General features: G+C 63.5%; 16 protein-coding genes and 1 tRNA gene. 11 read left to right on the forward strand and 6 right to left on the reverse strand.

Annotated features, from left to right (window positions below):
* Nucleotide 1: 1 nt before the first annotated feature.
* Entirely contained in the window at nt 2-1,063 is a 1,062-nt protein-coding gene (locus B7X30_RS05555) for a UDP-N-acetylglucosamine 2-epimerase (protein ID WP_286729768.1), read from the reverse strand.
* Between the two features lie 469 nt (nt 1,064-1,532).
* Here B7X30_RS05555 and B7X30_RS05560 point away from each other — a divergent pair, with 469 nt between their 5' ends.
* Nucleotides 1,533-1,733, forward strand: coding sequence for a hypothetical protein (locus B7X30_RS05560; protein WP_013122258.1), 201 nt, complete (start codon nt 1,533-1,535; stop codon nt 1,731-1,733).
* A 352-nt stretch (nt 1,734-2,085) separates the two neighbouring features.
* Here the strand turns inward: B7X30_RS05560 and B7X30_RS05565 are convergent.
* Both B7X30_RS05565 and B7X30_RS05570 read right to left on the reverse strand, forming a co-directional pair.
* A tRNA-Pro gene (locus tag B7X30_RS05565) sits at nt 2,086-2,162 on the reverse strand.
* A 72-nt stretch (nt 2,163-2,234) separates the two neighbouring features.
* Nucleotides 2,235-3,245, reverse strand: coding sequence for a polyprenyl synthetase family protein (locus tag B7X30_RS05570; RefSeq protein ID WP_286729686.1), 1,011 nt, complete (start codon nt 3,243-3,245; stop codon nt 2,235-2,237).
* A gap of 311 nt (nt 3,246-3,556) precedes the next feature.
* On the opposite strand from B7X30_RS05570, the gene rplU reads away from it, so the two are divergent.
* The 4 genes from rplU (at nt 3,557) to proB (ending at nt 6,482) form a co-directional block, all read left to right on the forward strand.
* On the forward strand, nt 3,557-3,868 hold the full coding sequence (gene rplU, locus B7X30_RS05575; RefSeq protein WP_013104730.1) for a 50S ribosomal protein L21: 312 nt from the start codon (nt 3,557-3,559) through the stop codon (nt 3,866-3,868).
* A 12-nt stretch (nt 3,869-3,880) separates the two neighbouring features.
* On the forward strand, nt 3,881-4,138 hold the full coding sequence (gene rpmA / locus B7X30_RS05580) for a 50S ribosomal protein L27 (protein ID WP_013104731.1): 258 nt from the start codon (nt 3,881-3,883) through the stop codon (nt 4,136-4,138).
* A gap of 138 nt (nt 4,139-4,276) precedes the next feature.
* Nucleotides 4,277-5,353 (forward strand): Obg family GTPase CgtA, encoded by a 1,077-nt coding sequence (gene cgtA / locus B7X30_RS05585; RefSeq protein WP_286729691.1) that lies wholly within the window; start codon nt 4,277-4,279, stop codon nt 5,351-5,353.
* 1 nt (nt 5,354) lies between these two features.
* Nucleotides 5,355-6,482, forward strand: a complete 1,128-nt coding sequence (gene proB / locus B7X30_RS05590) for a glutamate 5-kinase (RefSeq protein WP_286729769.1) — start codon at nt 5,355-5,357, stop codon at nt 6,480-6,482.
* Between the two features lie 20 nt (nt 6,483-6,502).
* On the opposite strand, the gene B7X30_RS05595 is transcribed toward proB, so the two are convergent.
* Together B7X30_RS05595 and B7X30_RS05600 are read right to left on the reverse strand one after the other, a co-directional pair.
* Nucleotides 6,503-7,069 carry a CNP1-like family protein gene (locus B7X30_RS05595; protein ID WP_286729694.1) on the reverse strand — a complete coding sequence of 189 codons (567 nt, stop codon included), beginning with the start codon at nt 7,067-7,069 and terminating at the stop codon, nt 6,503-6,505.
* Complete coding sequence (locus B7X30_RS05600; protein ID WP_286729696.1) at nt 7,066-7,662, reverse strand: RNA pyrophosphohydrolase; 597 nt, start codon at nt 7,660-7,662, stop codon at nt 7,066-7,068. Before B7X30_RS05600 ends, B7X30_RS05595 begins: the two co-directional genes overlap by 4 nt.
* A gap of 176 nt (nt 7,663-7,838) precedes the next feature.
* On the opposite strand from B7X30_RS05600, the gene B7X30_RS05605 reads away from it, so the two are divergent.
* Nucleotides 7,839-9,569 carry a proline--tRNA ligase gene (locus tag B7X30_RS05605; RefSeq protein ID WP_013122271.1) on the forward strand — a complete coding sequence of 577 codons (1,731 nt, stop codon included), beginning with the start codon at nt 7,839-7,841 and terminating at the stop codon, nt 9,567-9,569.
* A 20-nt stretch (nt 9,570-9,589) separates the two neighbouring features.
* Nucleotides 9,590-10,237 carry a lytic transglycosylase domain-containing protein gene (locus B7X30_RS05610; RefSeq protein WP_286729698.1) on the forward strand — a complete coding sequence of 216 codons (648 nt, stop codon included), beginning with the start codon at nt 9,590-9,592 and terminating at the stop codon, nt 10,235-10,237.
* 22 nt (nt 10,238-10,259) lie between these two features.
* Here B7X30_RS05610 and ffh read toward each other — a convergent pair whose 3' ends face one another.
* Nucleotides 10,260-11,609, reverse strand: a complete 1,350-nt coding sequence (ffh, locus tag B7X30_RS05615; protein ID WP_286729701.1) for a signal recognition particle protein — start codon at nt 11,607-11,609, stop codon at nt 10,260-10,262.
* Between the two features lie 127 nt (nt 11,610-11,736).
* Here ffh and B7X30_RS05620 point away from each other — a divergent pair, with 127 nt between their 5' ends.
* From B7X30_RS05620 to B7X30_RS05635, 4 genes are read left to right on the forward strand one after another with little or no spacing between them, the layout of a single operon-like run.
* On the forward strand, nt 11,737-12,576 hold the full coding sequence (locus B7X30_RS05620) for a cytochrome C assembly family protein (protein WP_013104739.1): 840 nt from the start codon (nt 11,737-11,739) through the stop codon (nt 12,574-12,576).
* Nucleotides 12,573-12,800, forward strand: a complete 228-nt coding sequence (locus B7X30_RS05625; RefSeq protein WP_286729705.1) for a PP0621 family protein — start codon at nt 12,573-12,575, stop codon at nt 12,798-12,800. Before B7X30_RS05620 ends, B7X30_RS05625 begins: the two co-directional genes overlap by 4 nt.
* Nucleotides 12,781-14,508, forward strand: coding sequence for a sensor histidine kinase (locus B7X30_RS05630; protein ID WP_286729708.1), 1,728 nt, complete (start codon nt 12,781-12,783; stop codon nt 14,506-14,508). The genes B7X30_RS05625 and B7X30_RS05630 overlap by 20 nt, the downstream gene beginning before the upstream one ends.
* A gap of 3 nt (nt 14,509-14,511) precedes the next feature.
* Nucleotides 14,512-16,056 (forward strand): sigma-54-dependent transcriptional regulator, encoded by a 1,545-nt coding sequence (locus B7X30_RS05635; RefSeq protein WP_286729709.1) that lies wholly within the window; start codon nt 14,512-14,514, stop codon nt 16,054-16,056.
* Nucleotides 16,057-16,064 lie beyond the last annotated feature (8 nt).

The raw sequence follows: 16,064 nt of genomic DNA on the forward strand, positions 1-16,064 counted from the left end.
TTCAATAACGACTGACCTTGTGCAGCAGATCGCCAGACAGCGGCAGGGTGGCCAGCAGATGCACGATGCGCGCGGCACTCCGGCCGTCACCATAGACATTGTCTTGCGGATGCGGCCAAGGCCCGAGCGCCAGCGCCTGCCGAACGGCGGCCTCGATGGCGCTGGCCTGCGGCGGCACGTCCACCGTGTTGGCGTTGCGCTCGCGCAGGTTCTGGCGGCTGCCGACGTTGACCACCCGCGTGCCCAGACTGGCCGCCTCGATGATGCCCGACGACGAATTGCCCGCCAGCACCGCGGCGTGGCGCAGCGCGACCAGATAGTCGGCGCGCGGCAGATGGGTGATGCGGTGAAACCCCGGCCACTGCTGCGCTCGCAGCAAGGCTTCGATGTGGCCCGAACCCGCGTCGGCATTGGGCGCCAGCCACACCACGCTGAAGGCCGACCCGGCACCCGCGGCCCGAAGACCGTCAAGCAGAGCCTGGGTCTGCGCGGCGGCGTCGTCCGCCTCTTGCACTACGGGGTGGAAAAGTACGAGGGCGTAAGGACGCTCGGCCAGGCTCCCCCTCCCGGCCTCTCCCACAAGTGGGGGAGGTGAGAACAGCGCTTCGCGTTCCCTCCGGATGCCCCTCCCGGCCTCCCCCACAAGTGGGGGAGGAGCAAACCCTCTCACTGCAACATCAGTGCCCCCTCCCCACGCGTGGGGAGGGTTGGGGTGGGGAGTCTGCCGCTCCAGTGCCGCCTGCAAGGCCCGCAGCGCGGCCTCGCGCGGAAGCTGCCGCGCATCCGACAGATCATCCAGCCCCGGCGCGCCCACCACATGCACGCGCTGCGGGTTTTCGCCCATCGCGATGAGGCGCTCGCGCGACTGCACCGTGGCGCAGAAATGCAGCGCTGCCACCTTGCTGATGGCATGGCGCACCGGTTCGTCCACCGTACCCGAGCGCTCGCCGCCGTGCAGGTGAATGGACGGCACGCCCAGATGCAGCGAGGCAATCGCCCCCGCGAGCATCTCGCCCCGGTCGCCCAGCAGCAGCAGTGCGTCGGGCTGCTCGGCCTGCAGCACCGGCGCCAACCCGGCGAGCGTCTGCGATGTCGTCCACCGTGTGGCCGTAGTCGGGGTGCAGGTGCATGCCCGTGACCGCCACCGCCACCTCCAGCCCCGGATGCACCGCAGCCGCGTGCAAGGTCTGGCGCATCAGCCCGAAGTCGGCACGGGTGCCAGAGAGATAGAGAATGCGGCGGGGCATAAGAGGCGAGGGGAAATGGAGCGTGAGTCAGCCACGACGGGTGGCCAACGGGAAGATTTTTGCAGAGATTGCAGTGCGGCCACCCGGCGCATGGCGAAAAGGGTGGAATCGTGCGAAATCCACCGTGCGATGAAAACGCGGCAGCGCCGGGCAAGTGAGGCGCTGAAATGATGTTCGTCCCGAACGAAAATTGACCCACCTTTGAAGGTTATGCCGACGCAAAATTGACCCGGGTGTTCCACCTACCCTGCTGCTTTTCCAGGCATGGGGGCAGGAGTGATCACCATGGACATGATTGGCAAGATTCAGCGGATGCATTTCCGCCAGAACAAATCCGCTCGAGTGATTGCCCGCAGTACGGGGCTGTCGCGCAACACGGTGCGTACCTGGCTACGCCAGCCGGGCGATGTTGTGTCGCGGTACGCGGTCGTGCTCGGGGCGGCGTGCGGCGGTGACACGGTAGGCGGAACGATTGGAGATATCTGATATGACGGGATTCCTGAGTCCTTAGAAATGGATGGAATCCCGTGTAAGCATCAACGGCGTTGAAACAGGCCGCCCCGCAGTCACTGCCACTTGACTTTAGGTCGCCGATTCTTCGGCGCTCCAGCGCAGTCTTAGTGAACTCTACGCAGGCACACGAAACGCGACGCAAGGTGAATTGGCGCAAAAATGGAGCAAACTGTCGCCCTTTCTCAAAGGAACGACATTTACACATTTTGCACACGCTCGGTGCGATACCTCGACTTCCCGCCCAGGAACTGTCTAAATTCTTGATTTCCAAAACAACAACGGCCGCCATGTTGAAATCATGGCGGCCGTGTTAGCTTGAAAATTCTGGTCGGGGTGAGAGGATTCGAACCTCCGGCCTCTACGTCCCGAACGTAGCGCTCTACCAGGCTAAGCTACACCCCGATCTTTAGTGGTGCGCGCGCTTCGATTCATCTCACCGCTCAGGCATTGTTGCCCGTGCTGTTGTCCGAGAAATCAGACCGTGCGTCCTAAAGAGTAAGCGCATAAGTCTAGCAGAGCCTGCCGGGCAGGGCTAGGTGCCAGGGGGGAAAGCGCGCACTCGGCAACGCGGATCTCGCCCTGCGCGGCCTTGCGCACGGCCTGCATGGCGCCGCAAGCGTGCACGATGTCCATCACGTCGTCGAGTGCGCTGGTGTCGCCTTGGCGGATGGCATTTTCGATCAGAGTGCGCTGCGCGGCAGTGCCTTGTCGCATGGCGATGATCAGCGGCAGGGTGGGTTTGCCTTCGCGCAGGTCGTCGCCAATGTTCTTGCCCAGTTCTGCGGAGTTGCCGCTGTAATCGAGCAGGTCGTCAATCAACTGGAATGCGGTGCCGAAGCTGCGTCCCGCCAGGGCCATCTCTTCCTGCGTGTTCGCATCGGCATCGGCGAGTACGGCGCCGATTCGGGCTGCGGCCTCGAAAAGTTTCGCGGTTTTGAAGCGGATGACTTGGAGATACCGTTGCTCATCGACTTCCGGGTCGTGCATGTTGAGCAATTGCAACACTTCGCCTTCGGCGATGACATTGGTGGCGTGGGCCAAGATGTCGAGGATGCGCATGCTCCCCACGGACACCATCATCTGAAATGCCCGTGAGTACAGAAAATCGCCGACCAGCACGCTGGCCGAGTTGCCGAAGAGGGCGTTGGAGGTTTCGCGCCCGCGTCGCATGGATGACTCGTCCACCACGTCGTCATGAAGGAGGGTGGCGGTATGGATCAGTTCCACCACAGCGGCCATGATGTGCTGTTGCGGCCCGCGAAACCCCAGTGCCTGGGAGACGAGCAGCAGCAAGGCGGGACGCAGTCGCTTGCCTCCGCCCGCAACGATGTAGCCGCCGATGGTGTTGATCAGCGCGACTTCGGAGGCCAGGTGGGTGTGAATGGCCCGGTCGACGCTCTCCATGTCTTCGGTGATCGGCGCAAAGACGGAATGAATCGTCGGTGCTTGCGCCATGTCTGGCGTTTGTGTTGATGAAGGCGACATGGAAGAGTCGGTTGCGAATCAGATGCGGGTTGACAATATTTGAGCTTTAAGGAGAGGTTCATGAACACCCTCCTACAGGCCGCCATTCTAAGAAGGTGCGGTGGCAGGGAGGGAGGTCGAACCTGAGGACATAGTGCGTGGACGACGATGTCTGAGCATAACTGGTGAAAGACTTGAGCCGTGCTAGAATTGCAAGCTTTTTCCGGGCGAACCGGCGAGCCTCCTATTTTCTGAGGCGGCTTGCGGGGGTCTGGTTGTCCGTGCGGGGTCGATAAAAGAGGCCGTTTGCACGATTTCCAAGAGGTGAACTTATGTATGCGGTCATAAAAACCGGCGGCAAGCAGTACCGTGTTGCAGCTGGCGAAAAAATCAAGGTAGAACAGATGCCGGCAGACGTAGGTCAGGATATTGTGTTGGAAGAGGTGCTCGCCGTGGTCAACGGTGAAGACGCCAAGTTCGGCACTCCCCTGGTCGACGGTGCAAAGGTGACGGCCAAGGTGCTGTCGCACGGGCGGCACGACAAGGTGCGCATTTTCAAGATGCGTCGCCGCAAGCACTATCAGAAGCATCAGGGGCATCGGCAGAATTACACCGAGCTTCAGATTGAAACGATCTCGGCCTAAGGAGATTCAGACATGGCACAGAAAAAAGGCGGCGGCTCAACCCGCAACGGGCGCGACTCAGAAGCCAAACGACTTGGCGTGAAGGTGTATGGCGGCCAGGGCATCTCGGCTGGCGGCATCATCGTGCGTCAGCGTGGCACCAAGTTCCACCCCGGACACAATGTCGGCATCGGCAAAGACCACACCTTGTTTGCGCTGGTCGATGGCCGCGTTGAATTTGAAGTGAAGAGCGCGTTCAATCGGCAGACCGTGACGGTTGTAGCCAACTGACGTGTGAGACTCGGCCGCTGTTAGGCCGGGTTGGGGCAATGCCCCATCAACGCCCCGGCGTGGTGACACAAGGCACACAGCGTGTGTGCCGGGTTCGCCAGCCGGGGTTTTCTGTTTTTTCAGCGAAGCGAGCCCACCGTGAAATTTGTCGATGAAGTCGTGATCGAGGCGCACGCCGGAAACGGCGGCAACGGCTGCGTGTCGTTTCGCCGTGAGAAATTCATTCCCTTTGGTGGGCCGAATGGCGGTGACGGCGGGCGCGGAGGACATGTCATCGCGCGCGCAGATGTCAATCTGAACACGCTGGTGGACTTTCGGTTTTCCAAGCTGCATCGCGGACGCAACGGCGAGCACGGGCGCGGCGCGGATCAGTACGGCGCCGGTGGCGACGACAAGGTGCTGCGCATGCCGGTTGGCACGCTGATCTTTGATGCCGAAACGGATGAGCTCATCGCCGATCTGGTGCAGGACGGCCAGGAGATCATCATCGCCCGCGGCGGGCAAGGCGGCTTGGGCAATCTGCACTTCAAATCCAGCGTGAATCGCGCACCGCGCGAATCGACCAAGGGACAAGAGGGCGAGCATCGCAAGCTGCGTCTCGAACTCAAGGTGCTGGCCGATGTGGGGCTGCTGGGCATGCCCAACGCGGGAAAGAGCACCTTGATTTCCGCCGTGTCCAATGCCCGTCCCAAGATTGCCGACTATCCGTTCACCACGCTGTATCCCAATCTCGGCGTGGTGCGTCTGGGGCCTGGCCGGAGCTTCGTCATTGCCGACATTCCCGGGCTGATCGAGGGCGCGGCGGAAGGCCAGGGGCTGGGCCATCAGTTTCTGCGGCATTTGCAGCGCACCAAACTGCTGCTGCACATCGTGGATATGGCGCCGATTGAAGAGGGCGCAGATCCCGTCAGGGATGTTCGCGCCATCGTGGCCGAGCTGAAAAAATACGACGCCGACCTAGCCGCCAAGCCCCGTTGGCTGGTACTCAACAAACTCGATCTGCTGCCCGAAGACGAGCGCGAGGCGGCGGTGAAAAACCTGCTTCGCCGTCTGCGTTACAAAGGCCCGGTGTTCCCGATCTCGGCACTGGCACGCGAGGGCCTTGACCCACTGCTGCACGCGATTGCCGAACATATCGGCCAAAGCAAACCGGTAGAAACCGTCGAACTCGATCCCCGCTTCCGTGACGATTTCCGTGACGATGTCAGCCCCTGAAATGCAGCCTTCCAGCTCTGTCGTGCAATCGGCGCGGCGCATCATCATCAAGGCCGGTTCCAGTCTGGTGACCAATGAAGGGCGTGGCGTCGATCTCGATGCTGTGTCACGCTGGGCGGGGCAGATCGCCGGCCTGCGCTCGGCAGGCAAGGACGTCATTCTGGTCTCCAGCGGCGCCATCGCCGAAGGAATGCGTCGCTTGGGCTGGTCGCAACGTCCGCGCGAGATGCACCAGTTGCAGGCGGCTGCAGCCGTCGGCCAGATGGGCTTGGCGCAAGCTTACGAAACGGCCTTCCGGGAGCGCGGCATGGTCGCCGCGCAGGTGTTGTTGACCCATGCCGACCTGGCGGATCGCCAGCGCTATCTCAACGCCCGCACGACCTTGTTGACCTTGTTGGAGCAGGGTGTCGTGCCGGTCATCAACGAAAACGACACCGTGGTCACCGACGAGATCAAGTTTGGTGACAACGACACCTTGGGTGCGCTGGTCACCAATCTGGTGGAAGGCGATGTGCTGATCATCCTCACCGACCAATCGGGCCTGTACAGCGCGGACCCGCGCAAACATGCCGATGCCACGCTGATCGCCCAAGCCGACGCCGAGGACGCCACGCTGCAGGCCATGGCCGGCGGTGCTGGAACGGGAATCGGCACCGGCGGCATGGCGACCAAGGTCACGGCAGCGCGGCGTGCGGCGCGCAGTGGCGCGCATACCGTGATTGCCAGCGGACGCGAGCCCGATGTGCTGCTCCGGTTGGCGCGGGGCGAGATCGTTGGCACTCAGCTACTGGCTGGTCACGCCAAGCTAGCCGCACGCAAACAGTGGATGGCCGATCATTTGCAACTGCGCGGCTGGGTTAGGGTGGACGAAGGCGCAGCCCGGCGTTTGCGTGCACAAGGGGCCAGCTTGCTGCCGGTTGGCGTGGTGGAGGTACAGGGCGACTTCGATCGAGGTGACGTCATCGCCGTGCGCGATGCAAGCGGAGCGGAAGTGGCGCGGGGCCTGAGTAATTACGCGGCTTCACAGGCCCGGCGCATCATGCGCCACCCGTCTGCCGACATCGAGGCCATACTTGGTTTCAGCGAGGAGCCCGAGCTGATTCACCGGGACAATATGGTTTTCCTGTAGGACGCAGCGGTAGAGATGCTTCAGCGCTCATTCGTCATCAGAGAATTGTCCGAGGGCGCATGCAAGCCCATCTCGATGCGACGAGCCAAGTCAGCAGGCGTGCCGCGAACAGCCCGGTTGTGACAAAAATCGTCGCTGTAAAGCGTGGCGTGCACCCGCGTTGCACCGTTTTCGGGAATGCGCTGCCAGTCACCCCCGCTTGCGGCCACCCATTTCTGGCTGGCGTCGTTCCACAGACCATAGAGCGTCCACTGTCGCGTGGCGCAGTTGATTCCTTCATAGGTGATATTGCTCGGTCCGTCGGGCGTTTTTCCCACCAAGGTGTAGCGCACCGTCTGGCCGGGTTCGACCGAGATCGAGCCCCGATCGACATAAAACTGCAGCGCGCCGCTCGCGGTGATGTGCACATGCAACAGATCCGCCGGGGCGCGAGGAAAAGTGACAGGCGCTTCGGCAGTGCTCTGCTTGGCGCCGAACAAGCCGCTTTCGTCTGTAGACTGGGCGTGAGTCAAAGGGCTGGAGCCCAAGCCGAGCAAAAGGCCAGCCAGCAGCGTCGCGCGCAGGCGTGCTGAAGCAGAAAAGGTCATGCTGGATCCGGTGTGGTGAAAGGAGAAGCCGAAGCATCCGTCGTGACGGCCTCGTCTGCAGCGGCGGCGCCCTCATGGCGGTGCCGCAGATTGGCGCGCAGGAAACGCGTGCGCGGTTCGGTTCGGGGCAGAAAACGCGCCAGCTCAGTCAGCGCCATTTGATAGACGTCGCGCTTGAACTCGATCACACTGTCGAGCGGTATCCAGTATTCGTTCCAGCGCCAGGCGTCGAACTCAGGGTGCTCGGTGGCGCGCAGACAAACATCGCAATCGCGCCCGGTCAGGCGCAGCAAATACCAGATCTGCTTCTGGCCTTTGTAGATACCCCGACTGTCGCGGCGCACGAAATGGCTGGGCACGTCATACCGCAGCCATTGGCGGGTGCGGGCAATGATGCGGACATGACAGGGGTTAAGGCCGACCTCTTCGTGCAACTCGCGGTACATGGCCTGCTCAGGCGTTTCGCCCGGGTTGATACCGCCCTGCGGAAACTGCCACGAATGCGCTCGCACGCGCTTGCCCCAGAACACCTGATTTCTGGCGTTGAGCAGGATGATGCCCACGTTGGGACGGTAGCCTTCGCGATCCAACATCGCCTGATCCTCGATCTTTTAGAATTCTCCGTTTGATTATAGGCAGCGCGGCCGCCGAGAGAGGGTGTTTCCAGAGTGCGGCAGAGCCTGCAAACGCCCAACACGGCTAAGACCCCGACGATCACGCTGATCTTTGAATTTATTTTTCCTCAAATGCCGGCCACGCGCCGCTACGCATGAAAATTTCCCGCTTTTTCATATCCACTCAGAAGGACGATCCGGCGGATGCCGACGTTCGCAGCCAGGCGCTGATGTTGCGCGCGGGCATGATCAAAAAACATGCAGCGGGGCTCTACAGCTATCTGCCGCTGGGCTTGCGCAGCATCCGCAAGGTGGAGGCCATCGTGCGCGAGGAAATGAATCGCGCGGGCGCCATCGAGTTGCTCATGCCCGTGGTGCAGCCGGCCGAGCTTTGGCAGGAGACGGGGCGGCTGGATCAATTCGGTCCCGAACTGTTGCGCATCAAAGACCGCCATGACCGCGATTTTGTGATCCAGCCCACTTCCGAGGAAGTCGTGACCGATCTGGTGCGCAGCGAGGTGCGGAGCTGGCGTCAACTGCCGCTCAATTTCTATCACATCCAGACCAAGTTTCGCGATGAACGTCGTCCGCGATTCGGTGTGATGCGCGCGCGTGAATTCACGATGAAGGATGCGTATTCCTTCGATCGCGATTTCGAGGCGGCGCAGATCAGCTACCGCGTCATGTTCGACGCCTATGTGCGCATTTTCCAGCGTTTCGGCTTCGAGTTCCGCGCCGTGGCGGCGGATTCGGGGGCCATCGGCGGCTCGCTCAGCCACGAGTTTCACGTCATTGCCGACACCGGCGAAGATGCCATTGCTTACTGCGAGGGTTCCGACTTTGCCGCGAACATCGAGAAGGCCGAAGCTCTGCCGTTGATCGCCGCGCGCGCCGAGCCGACGCAGACGCTGCAAAAGACGCCCACGCCGGGCGCGGCCAAATGCGAAGACGTCGCCTCGCTGCTGGGCATTCCCTTGCAGCAGACCCTCAAGTCGGTCGTGCTCGCAGTGGATGGCGACAAGCCCGGACAGGCCGCAACCATCGTGCTGCTGCTGGTGCGCGGCGATCATGCGGTTAACGAGGTCAAGGTGAGCAAGCTCGCCGGTCTGGCCAGCACCCGCATGGCGACCGAGGCCGAGATTGTGGCCACGTTTGGCACGCCGCCGGGCTACCTTGGGCCGATCGGTACCGTGCACCCCGTGCGCGTGATTGCCGATCGCACCGTGGCGAATATGAGCGACTTCGTCGTCGGCGCCAATGCGGTGGATTTCCACTACACCGGCGTCAACTGGGGGCGCGATCTGCCTGAGCCCGAAGTGGCCGACATCCGCAATGTGCAGGCGGGCGATCCCAGCCCGGACGGCAAAGGCGTGTTGTCGATCTGCCGCGGCATCGAGGTGGGGCATGTGTTCTATCTGGGCACCAAATATTCGGCCGCGATGGGCGCGACATTCCTCGACGACAAGGGCAAATCGCAAACGCTGGAAATGGGCTGCTACGGCATCGGCATCACCCGCATCCTCGGGGCCTGCATCGAACAGAACCATGACGCCAAGGGCATGATCTGGCCGGATGCGATCGCCCCGTTCACTGCCGTGATCTGCCCCATCGGTTATGACCGCAGCGAAGCCGTGCGCCAGGCGGCGGACGCGCTCTACGCCGAACTCATCGCCGCAGGCGTGGATGTGGCGCTGGACGACCGCGGCGAGCGTCCGGGCGTGATGCTGGGCGACTGGGAACTGATAGGCGTGCCGCACCGCATGGTGATTTCCGACCGCGGTCTTGCTGCGGGCACGGTGGAGTATCAGCACCGCCGAGAGAGTGCGCCGACGGTGTTGCCGCTGGCTGACGCCTGCGCGCAGTTGCAGGCCCGGTTGCAGCGCTGATTCCGTCCGAGGGCTGTTGCATGCCTGACCTGTCTCGCCGTCGGTGGCTGTTGCAGGCGGCGGGAGCGGGCGCTGCGATCGGCGCGGGCTGGAGCTTGCCCACTGCGCCTGCCTGGGCTGGCGCGCAAAAGGAAGAGCAACTCAGCGACGCGGTGCGCACCGCGCTTGCCGCGCAGATTGCCGAGGCTCCGCCGCCGCAGCCGCATTTTCGCGACGCCAATCATTTCGCCCAATACTGGGTGTGGCTGGCGACCGAGTCGGCGCGGCTGCAAACCCGCATTCCGGGTTTTTCGGTGCGGCGCGATTTTCTGCAAACCGTCTGGTACGAAGCGCACCGCGCCGGGCTGGAGCCCGCGCTGATCCTGGGCTTGATTCAGGTGGAAAGTGGCTTCAAGAAGTATGCCATTTCATCGGCCGGGGCGATGGGCTATATGCAGGTCATGCCGTTCTGGACCCAGCAGATCGGCAATGGCGACATTACGGGGCTGTTTCACATGCAGGTAAATCTGCGTTACGGCTGCGTGATTTTGCGGCACTACCTCAACATCGAAAACGGCAGCTTGTTCTACGCCTTGGGCCGCTACAACGGCTCGCGCGGCAAAGCGGCTTATCCCGACGCGGTGCTCGCCGCGCGCCAGCGCTGGCTGGTGGCGGGCGGCTCCGGCTGAAGTCGCCCGTCCCGCCGAGCACTCAGCGAGGCATCATGCCGCCCATGCGCTGCATCATTTTGAACATCTTGCCGCCCTTCATTTTTTTCATCATGTCGCGCATCTGCTCGTATTGCTTGAGCAGGCGGTTGACTTCCTGCACCTGCACCCCGGCGCCTGCGGCGATGCGGCGTTTGCGCGTCGCCTTGATGACGTCGGGCTTGTGGCGCTCCTGCGGGGTCATGCTGTGGATGATGCCCTGCATGCGGCGCATGTCGCGCTCGGCGCGGGACATATCGGCCTGACCGGCCTTAGCCTGCATCTCGGCCGGCAGTTTGTCGAGCATGCCCTGCAGGCCGCCCATTTTGTTCATCTGCTGCAACTGCATCAGAAAGTCGTTGAGATCGAACTGGGCGCCCGACTTGACCTTGGCGGCCAGTTGCTGCGCAGCATCGACATCGACCTGACGCTGCGCCTGCTCCACCAGGGCGAGGATGTCGCCCATGCCCAGAATCCGGTCGGCCATGCGGCGCGGGTCGAAGGGCTCCAGGCCGTCGATCTTTTCCGACACCCCAGCGAACTTGATCGGCGCGCCCGTGACCTGCCGCACCGACAGCGCCGCGCCGCCGCGGGCGTCGCCGTCGAGTTTGGTGAGCACAATGCCGGTCAGCGGAAGGGTGTCGTGGAAGGCGCGCGCGGTGTTCACTGCGTCCTGACCCTGCATGGCGTCCACCACGAACAGGGTTTCGATGGGCTTGAGCGCGGCGTGCAGCGCTTTGATTTCGCGCATCATGGCTTCGTCCACCGACAGTCGTCCGGCGGTGTCGACGAGCAGCACGTCGAAGTGGTGACTGCGGGCGAATTCGACGGCGCGGCGGGCGATGTCCAGCGGTTTGTCGTCGGGCGAGGAGGGAAAGAATTCCGCCCCGGCCTGCGCAGTCACGGTCTGCAACTGCGCAATGGCCGCCGGCCGATAGACGTCGCACGACACGGTGAGCACTTTTTTCTTCTGCCGCTCGGTCAGCAGCCGCGCCAGCTTGGCGGTGGTGGTGGTTTTGCCCGCGCCCTGCAGACCGGCCATGAGCACGATGGCTGGCGGCTGGGTGGCGAGGTTGATCGGCACGGCGTCGCCGCCCATCAGATCGGCAAGCTCGCGCTGCACCACGCCGACCAGCGCCTGACCGGGGGTGAGCGAACCCACCACTTCCTGGCCAAGCGCCTTTTCTTTGACGCGGGCGGTGAATTCGCGTACGACGGGCAGCGCCACGTCGGCTTCGAGAAGCGCGAGGCGTACCTCGCGCAACATCTCCTGAATATTCGCTTCGGTGATGCGTGCTTCACCCTTGAGGGTCTTGACCACGCGGGACAGGCGCTGGGTGAGGTTGTTGAGCATGGTGCGTGGAAGGTTGGAGCGAGGTTTGGGCGTTTGCGCAGGCCAATGATCGCAGAGCTTGCGGCCAGTCTGGCATACACCGCACGCGGCACTGAAAAACCGCAGGGGGGTCGGTTAAACTTGGTCTATGTCGATTTTAGTGAATAGCCTCGCCTTCGCCTTCTATATGTTGGCCGCGGTGTTGTCGCGCCCGAAACCTGCGTTGGTGCTGGGCCATGCGGAAGGGGAGACCAGCGGGGCGACGCAACGTTCCGAGCGCTGGTCGACCTGGGTAATGGCGCTGGCCTGGATCGCGCAGACCATCACCTTCGCCATGGTGCTGCACGGCGAGTTGCAGCCGCATTTCGGCTTTGCCCAGGCGCTTTCGGTCACGTTCTGGCTGGTGGCGGCAGTGTATTGGGTGGAGAGCCTGTATTACCCCCTGCAGATGTTGAGAAGCTGGATCTGTCTGCTGGCGGCCATTTCCATTTTGCTGAGCTGGGTTTTCCCCGGAGGCTTTACGCCGCCTTACGGCGCCGGGCCCACTTTCGCGCTGCACTGGGCGATGGGGATCGCCGCCTATGGTCTGTTCGGCGCGGCCGTGCTTCACGGCATTTTGCTGTGGACGGCCGAGCGTTCGCTGCATCGGCGCAAGGGCGCGGTGTCGGGCGTGTCGCGCAGCCTGCCTTTGCTCACCCTGGAAAAGCTGACCTATCGTTTGGCGGCGGTGGGTTTTGTGCTGCTGACGGCCTCGCTTATTTTTGCGGCGACGTTCAGCGAGGAATTGTTTGGCAAGCCGTTCGAGTTCAATCATCAAGCGGTTTTCGGTATCGCGGCCTGGCTAATTTTTGCCGTGCTGATGGTGGGCCGGGTGTTTCTGGGCTGGCGGGGCACGCGGGCGCTGGCCTGGCTGTTCGGCGGCACGGTGCTGCTGATGCTCACCTATGTCGGTTCGCGTTTTGTGCTGCAGGTGATTTTGCACCGATGAAGTACCTCGTTCTGTTTGTGGTGGTGATCGTCGGGCTGATGCTCATCAAAAAATCGCAGCAACCCCGCAGCGTGCGACAGCCGCATTCGCCCAATAAACCGCCGCAGGTTCCCGAGGCGATGTTGCCGTGCGCGCATTGCGGCGTGCACTCGCCCGCCAGCCGCTGCGTCTGGCGCGATGGCAAGCCGTACTGCAGCGACGAGCATGCCCGTCTGGGGTCGTAAGCCGGGCGCTGCGGTCGCCGCTGAAAGCGCGTTCGCGCGATCCATGTTCGCCCCGGCGGCGGCCTCTTCAGGTTCGGCCTTCGTGCCTTCTTCGCGTCTGGGCCGAGAGCGCCTGCGAACCTACCGGGTGCTGGCTGCGGCGCGCGTGCTCATGTCGCTGATGTTGCTGGGCTGGCTGGTGCTGCTGCCCATGATGCAGGCGGCCCCCCATGCCGAAAAACCCGCCATCGCCACACTGGGTTACGGGGTGGCGCTGCTGTATGTGGCGCTGACGGTCGTGAGCCTTTGGTGGAGTTTCGTTCGCACGCAGGGCCTGGCCTGGCAGGTGCTGATCGCGATTGCCGTCGATCTGCTGGCCTTCACCACCTTGCAGTTCACTGCGGGATATCCCGCGCGCGAATTCGCCCTGATCTACGCCTTGCCCGTGTTGGCAGCGGGCATTTACGGCACGCTGTCGCTCACCTTGTTCGTGGCTGCCTTGGTGACGATGATTCTGCTGGGCAGCGCCGGGTTCGCGATGCTGGGCGGGGCGGCGGAGGCCGAGCAGCGCCTGCTCAATGCGGCCTTTGTCGGCATCGCCTATTTTGCCGTGGCGGTGCTGACTTGGCAGTTGTCGCAACGACTGGCGCGGCAAGAAGCGCGTGCGGCGGCCAGCGAGTCCGTCGCCCGGCGGCAGATGGCCTTGAACCAGCGGGTGATCGAGGCGCAGCGCGATGGCGTCATGGTGGTCGATCGACACATGGTGCTCGAAGCGCTCAATCCGGCCGCGCAACAGTTGCTGGATTTGCCCTGGAGCGATGCGGTCACGGCGCGCTGGCTCGGGGGGCGCAAGGCTTTGCGGGATCTGCCGGTGGCCGAGGTGGTGCGCAAAGAGGTGGAGCGCATGGCCATTGACGGCGAGGAGGCGCTGGAGGTCAAGGTGCGCACGCCCGCGGGTCGCAAGCTGCTGCTGCGTCTGTCCACGCTGGACAACCTGCCGGGCGGCGTGGGCTATCTCATCGTGCTGCAGGATCTGCGGGAGATCGATGCCCGCATTCAGCAGGAAAAGCTGGCGGCGATGGGGCGTCTGGTGGCCAGCGTGGCGCATGAGATCCGTAATCCGCTGGGGGCGATCGGGCAGGCCAACCAGCTCGCTCGCGAATTCGCGGGCGATGCGGTGCAGCTCGAACGCCTGCATCATCTCATCGGCCAGAACGTCGAGCGCATCAACCGCACCGTCGAGGATGTGCTGGAGCTGGGCCGCACCGCACCGCGTGAAATTGGGCTGATGCTTTGCGCGCCGTTGATGCGCGAGCTGCATGCCGAATTCGACCAACCGGATCAGGGACGCATCGGTCTGTTCATTCAGGACGACGCAGCGCAGATCCGCTTCGATGCCTTGCATCTGCGACGGGTGTTGGTCAATCTGCTGAGTAACGCGCGGCGCTATGCGAGCAACCAGCTGCGGGCGATCGAGATGCGGCAACTCGGCGCCGGGCAGGTGCGGGAAATCCAGGTCTCCAACGATGGGCCGCTGATCGACGCCGAACTGCGCGCGCAGCTGTTCGAGCCGTTTCGCACCACGAGCAGCCGGGGCGTCGGGTTGGGCTTGTATATTTCTCACGAACTGTGCTTGCGCAACGGCGCGCGCCTGCTCTACCGCCTCGAGCGCGAGGGCACGCCGCAGGAGCGCGGTTCTTTTGTCATTCAAATCGCACCGGGCTCTTAAGGCATGAATCCAGCGGATGTGCGTATTCTCATCGTCGACGACGAACCCGATCTGCGCGAGCTCTACACCCTGAGCCTGGTGCATGAAGGCTGGCAGATCGACGTGGCTGAAACTGTGGCGCAGGCGCGCGAGCAGTTGGCGCGCAGGCGCTACTCCCTCATGCTCACCGATATGCGTCTTCCTGACGGCGAGGGGCTGGAGTTGCTGCGCTGGCTGGAAGCCCAGCCCGACCGCTTTGAGAAGTCCATCGTCATTACCGCCTACGGCAGTGCGGGCAACGCGGTGGCGGCGCTCAAGGCCGGAGCGTTCGACTATTTGAGCAAGCCGGTCGATCTGGCGGCGCTGCGTCGCACCGTGCATGCGGCCCTCGCAGCGGTCGATGTGGAAGTGCAGGCGCCGACCAGCAGCGCATTGCAACGCATGGTGGGTGAGTCTGGGGTGATGCGCGCCCTTAAACAGACCTTGCAGCGCGTGGCCCGCAGCATGGCGCCCGTGCTCATCCAGGGCGAGTCGGGCACCGGCAAGGAGCTGGCCGCAAAGGCCGTGCATGAGTGCAGCGCCCGCGCCAGCGGGCCGTTCGTTCCGGTGAACTGCAGCGCCATTCCCGAGCAATTGCTGGAGGCCGAGTTTTTCGGCTACCGCAAGGGCGCGTTCACCGGGGCGATGTCCGATCATGCCGGCTTCTTTGCCGCGGCGCAGGGCGGCACGCTGTTTCTCGACGAGATCGGCGAACTGCCTCTGGCGATGCAGGCCAAGCTGCTGCGCGCCGTGCAGGAGCGGCGCGTGCGCCCGGTGGGCGAGACGGCCGAAATCGCGGTGGATGTGCGCCTGGTCAGCGCCACCCACCGACATCTGGAACGCATGGTGGAGCAGGGCCAGTTTCGGCAGGATTTGTTCTACCGCCTCAACGTCATCGCGGTCACTCTGCCGCCGCTGCGCGACCGGCTGGATGATCTGCCGGTACTGGTCGAGGCGTTGCTGGGCGACATCCGCCGCGACAATGCGCGGCCCGGTCTGCGGCTGAGCCCGGCTGCGCTTGAGCACCTGCGCCAGCATCGTTTCTCAGGCAATGTGCGCGAGCTGGAAAATCTGCTGCACCGGGCTGCGGCCCTGGCTGCACAAGATCTGATCGGCCCTGAAGACATCGAGCTGCAGGGCAGTGGCGCCCGCGTCGCCGAAGTGCTGACCTCTGCGACGGCTTTGCCGATCACCACCATCCTGCCCGACACGACGGCGCCATCCATGCCGCGACCGGCGGACCCGCCGATCACCCCAATCGTTGCGCAGCATGCCCCGGAGCCTCAGCCGCCTCAGTCGCCCCAGCCCCCCATGGCCCGGTTCGAAGCGCAATCGCCCCTGCCTCCCGACTTAGGGGCCTACCTCGATCAGGTTGAACGCAGCATCCTCTGCGAGGCGCTGCGGCGCACCCGCTTCAATCGCACCGCGGCCGCGCAGTTGCTGGGGCTGAATCTGCGTCAGATCCGCTACCGCATGGAGCGCCTCGACGTGCGCGACCCGGCTGAAGCGCCGCCGGACGATCCTCTCTGATCATGTCG

It is taken from the genome of Thiomonas sp. 13-64-67, assembly GCF_002282795.1.
Classification (GTDB): Bacteria; Pseudomonadota; Gammaproteobacteria; order Burkholderiales; family Burkholderiaceae_C; genus Thiomonas; species Thiomonas arsenitoxydans.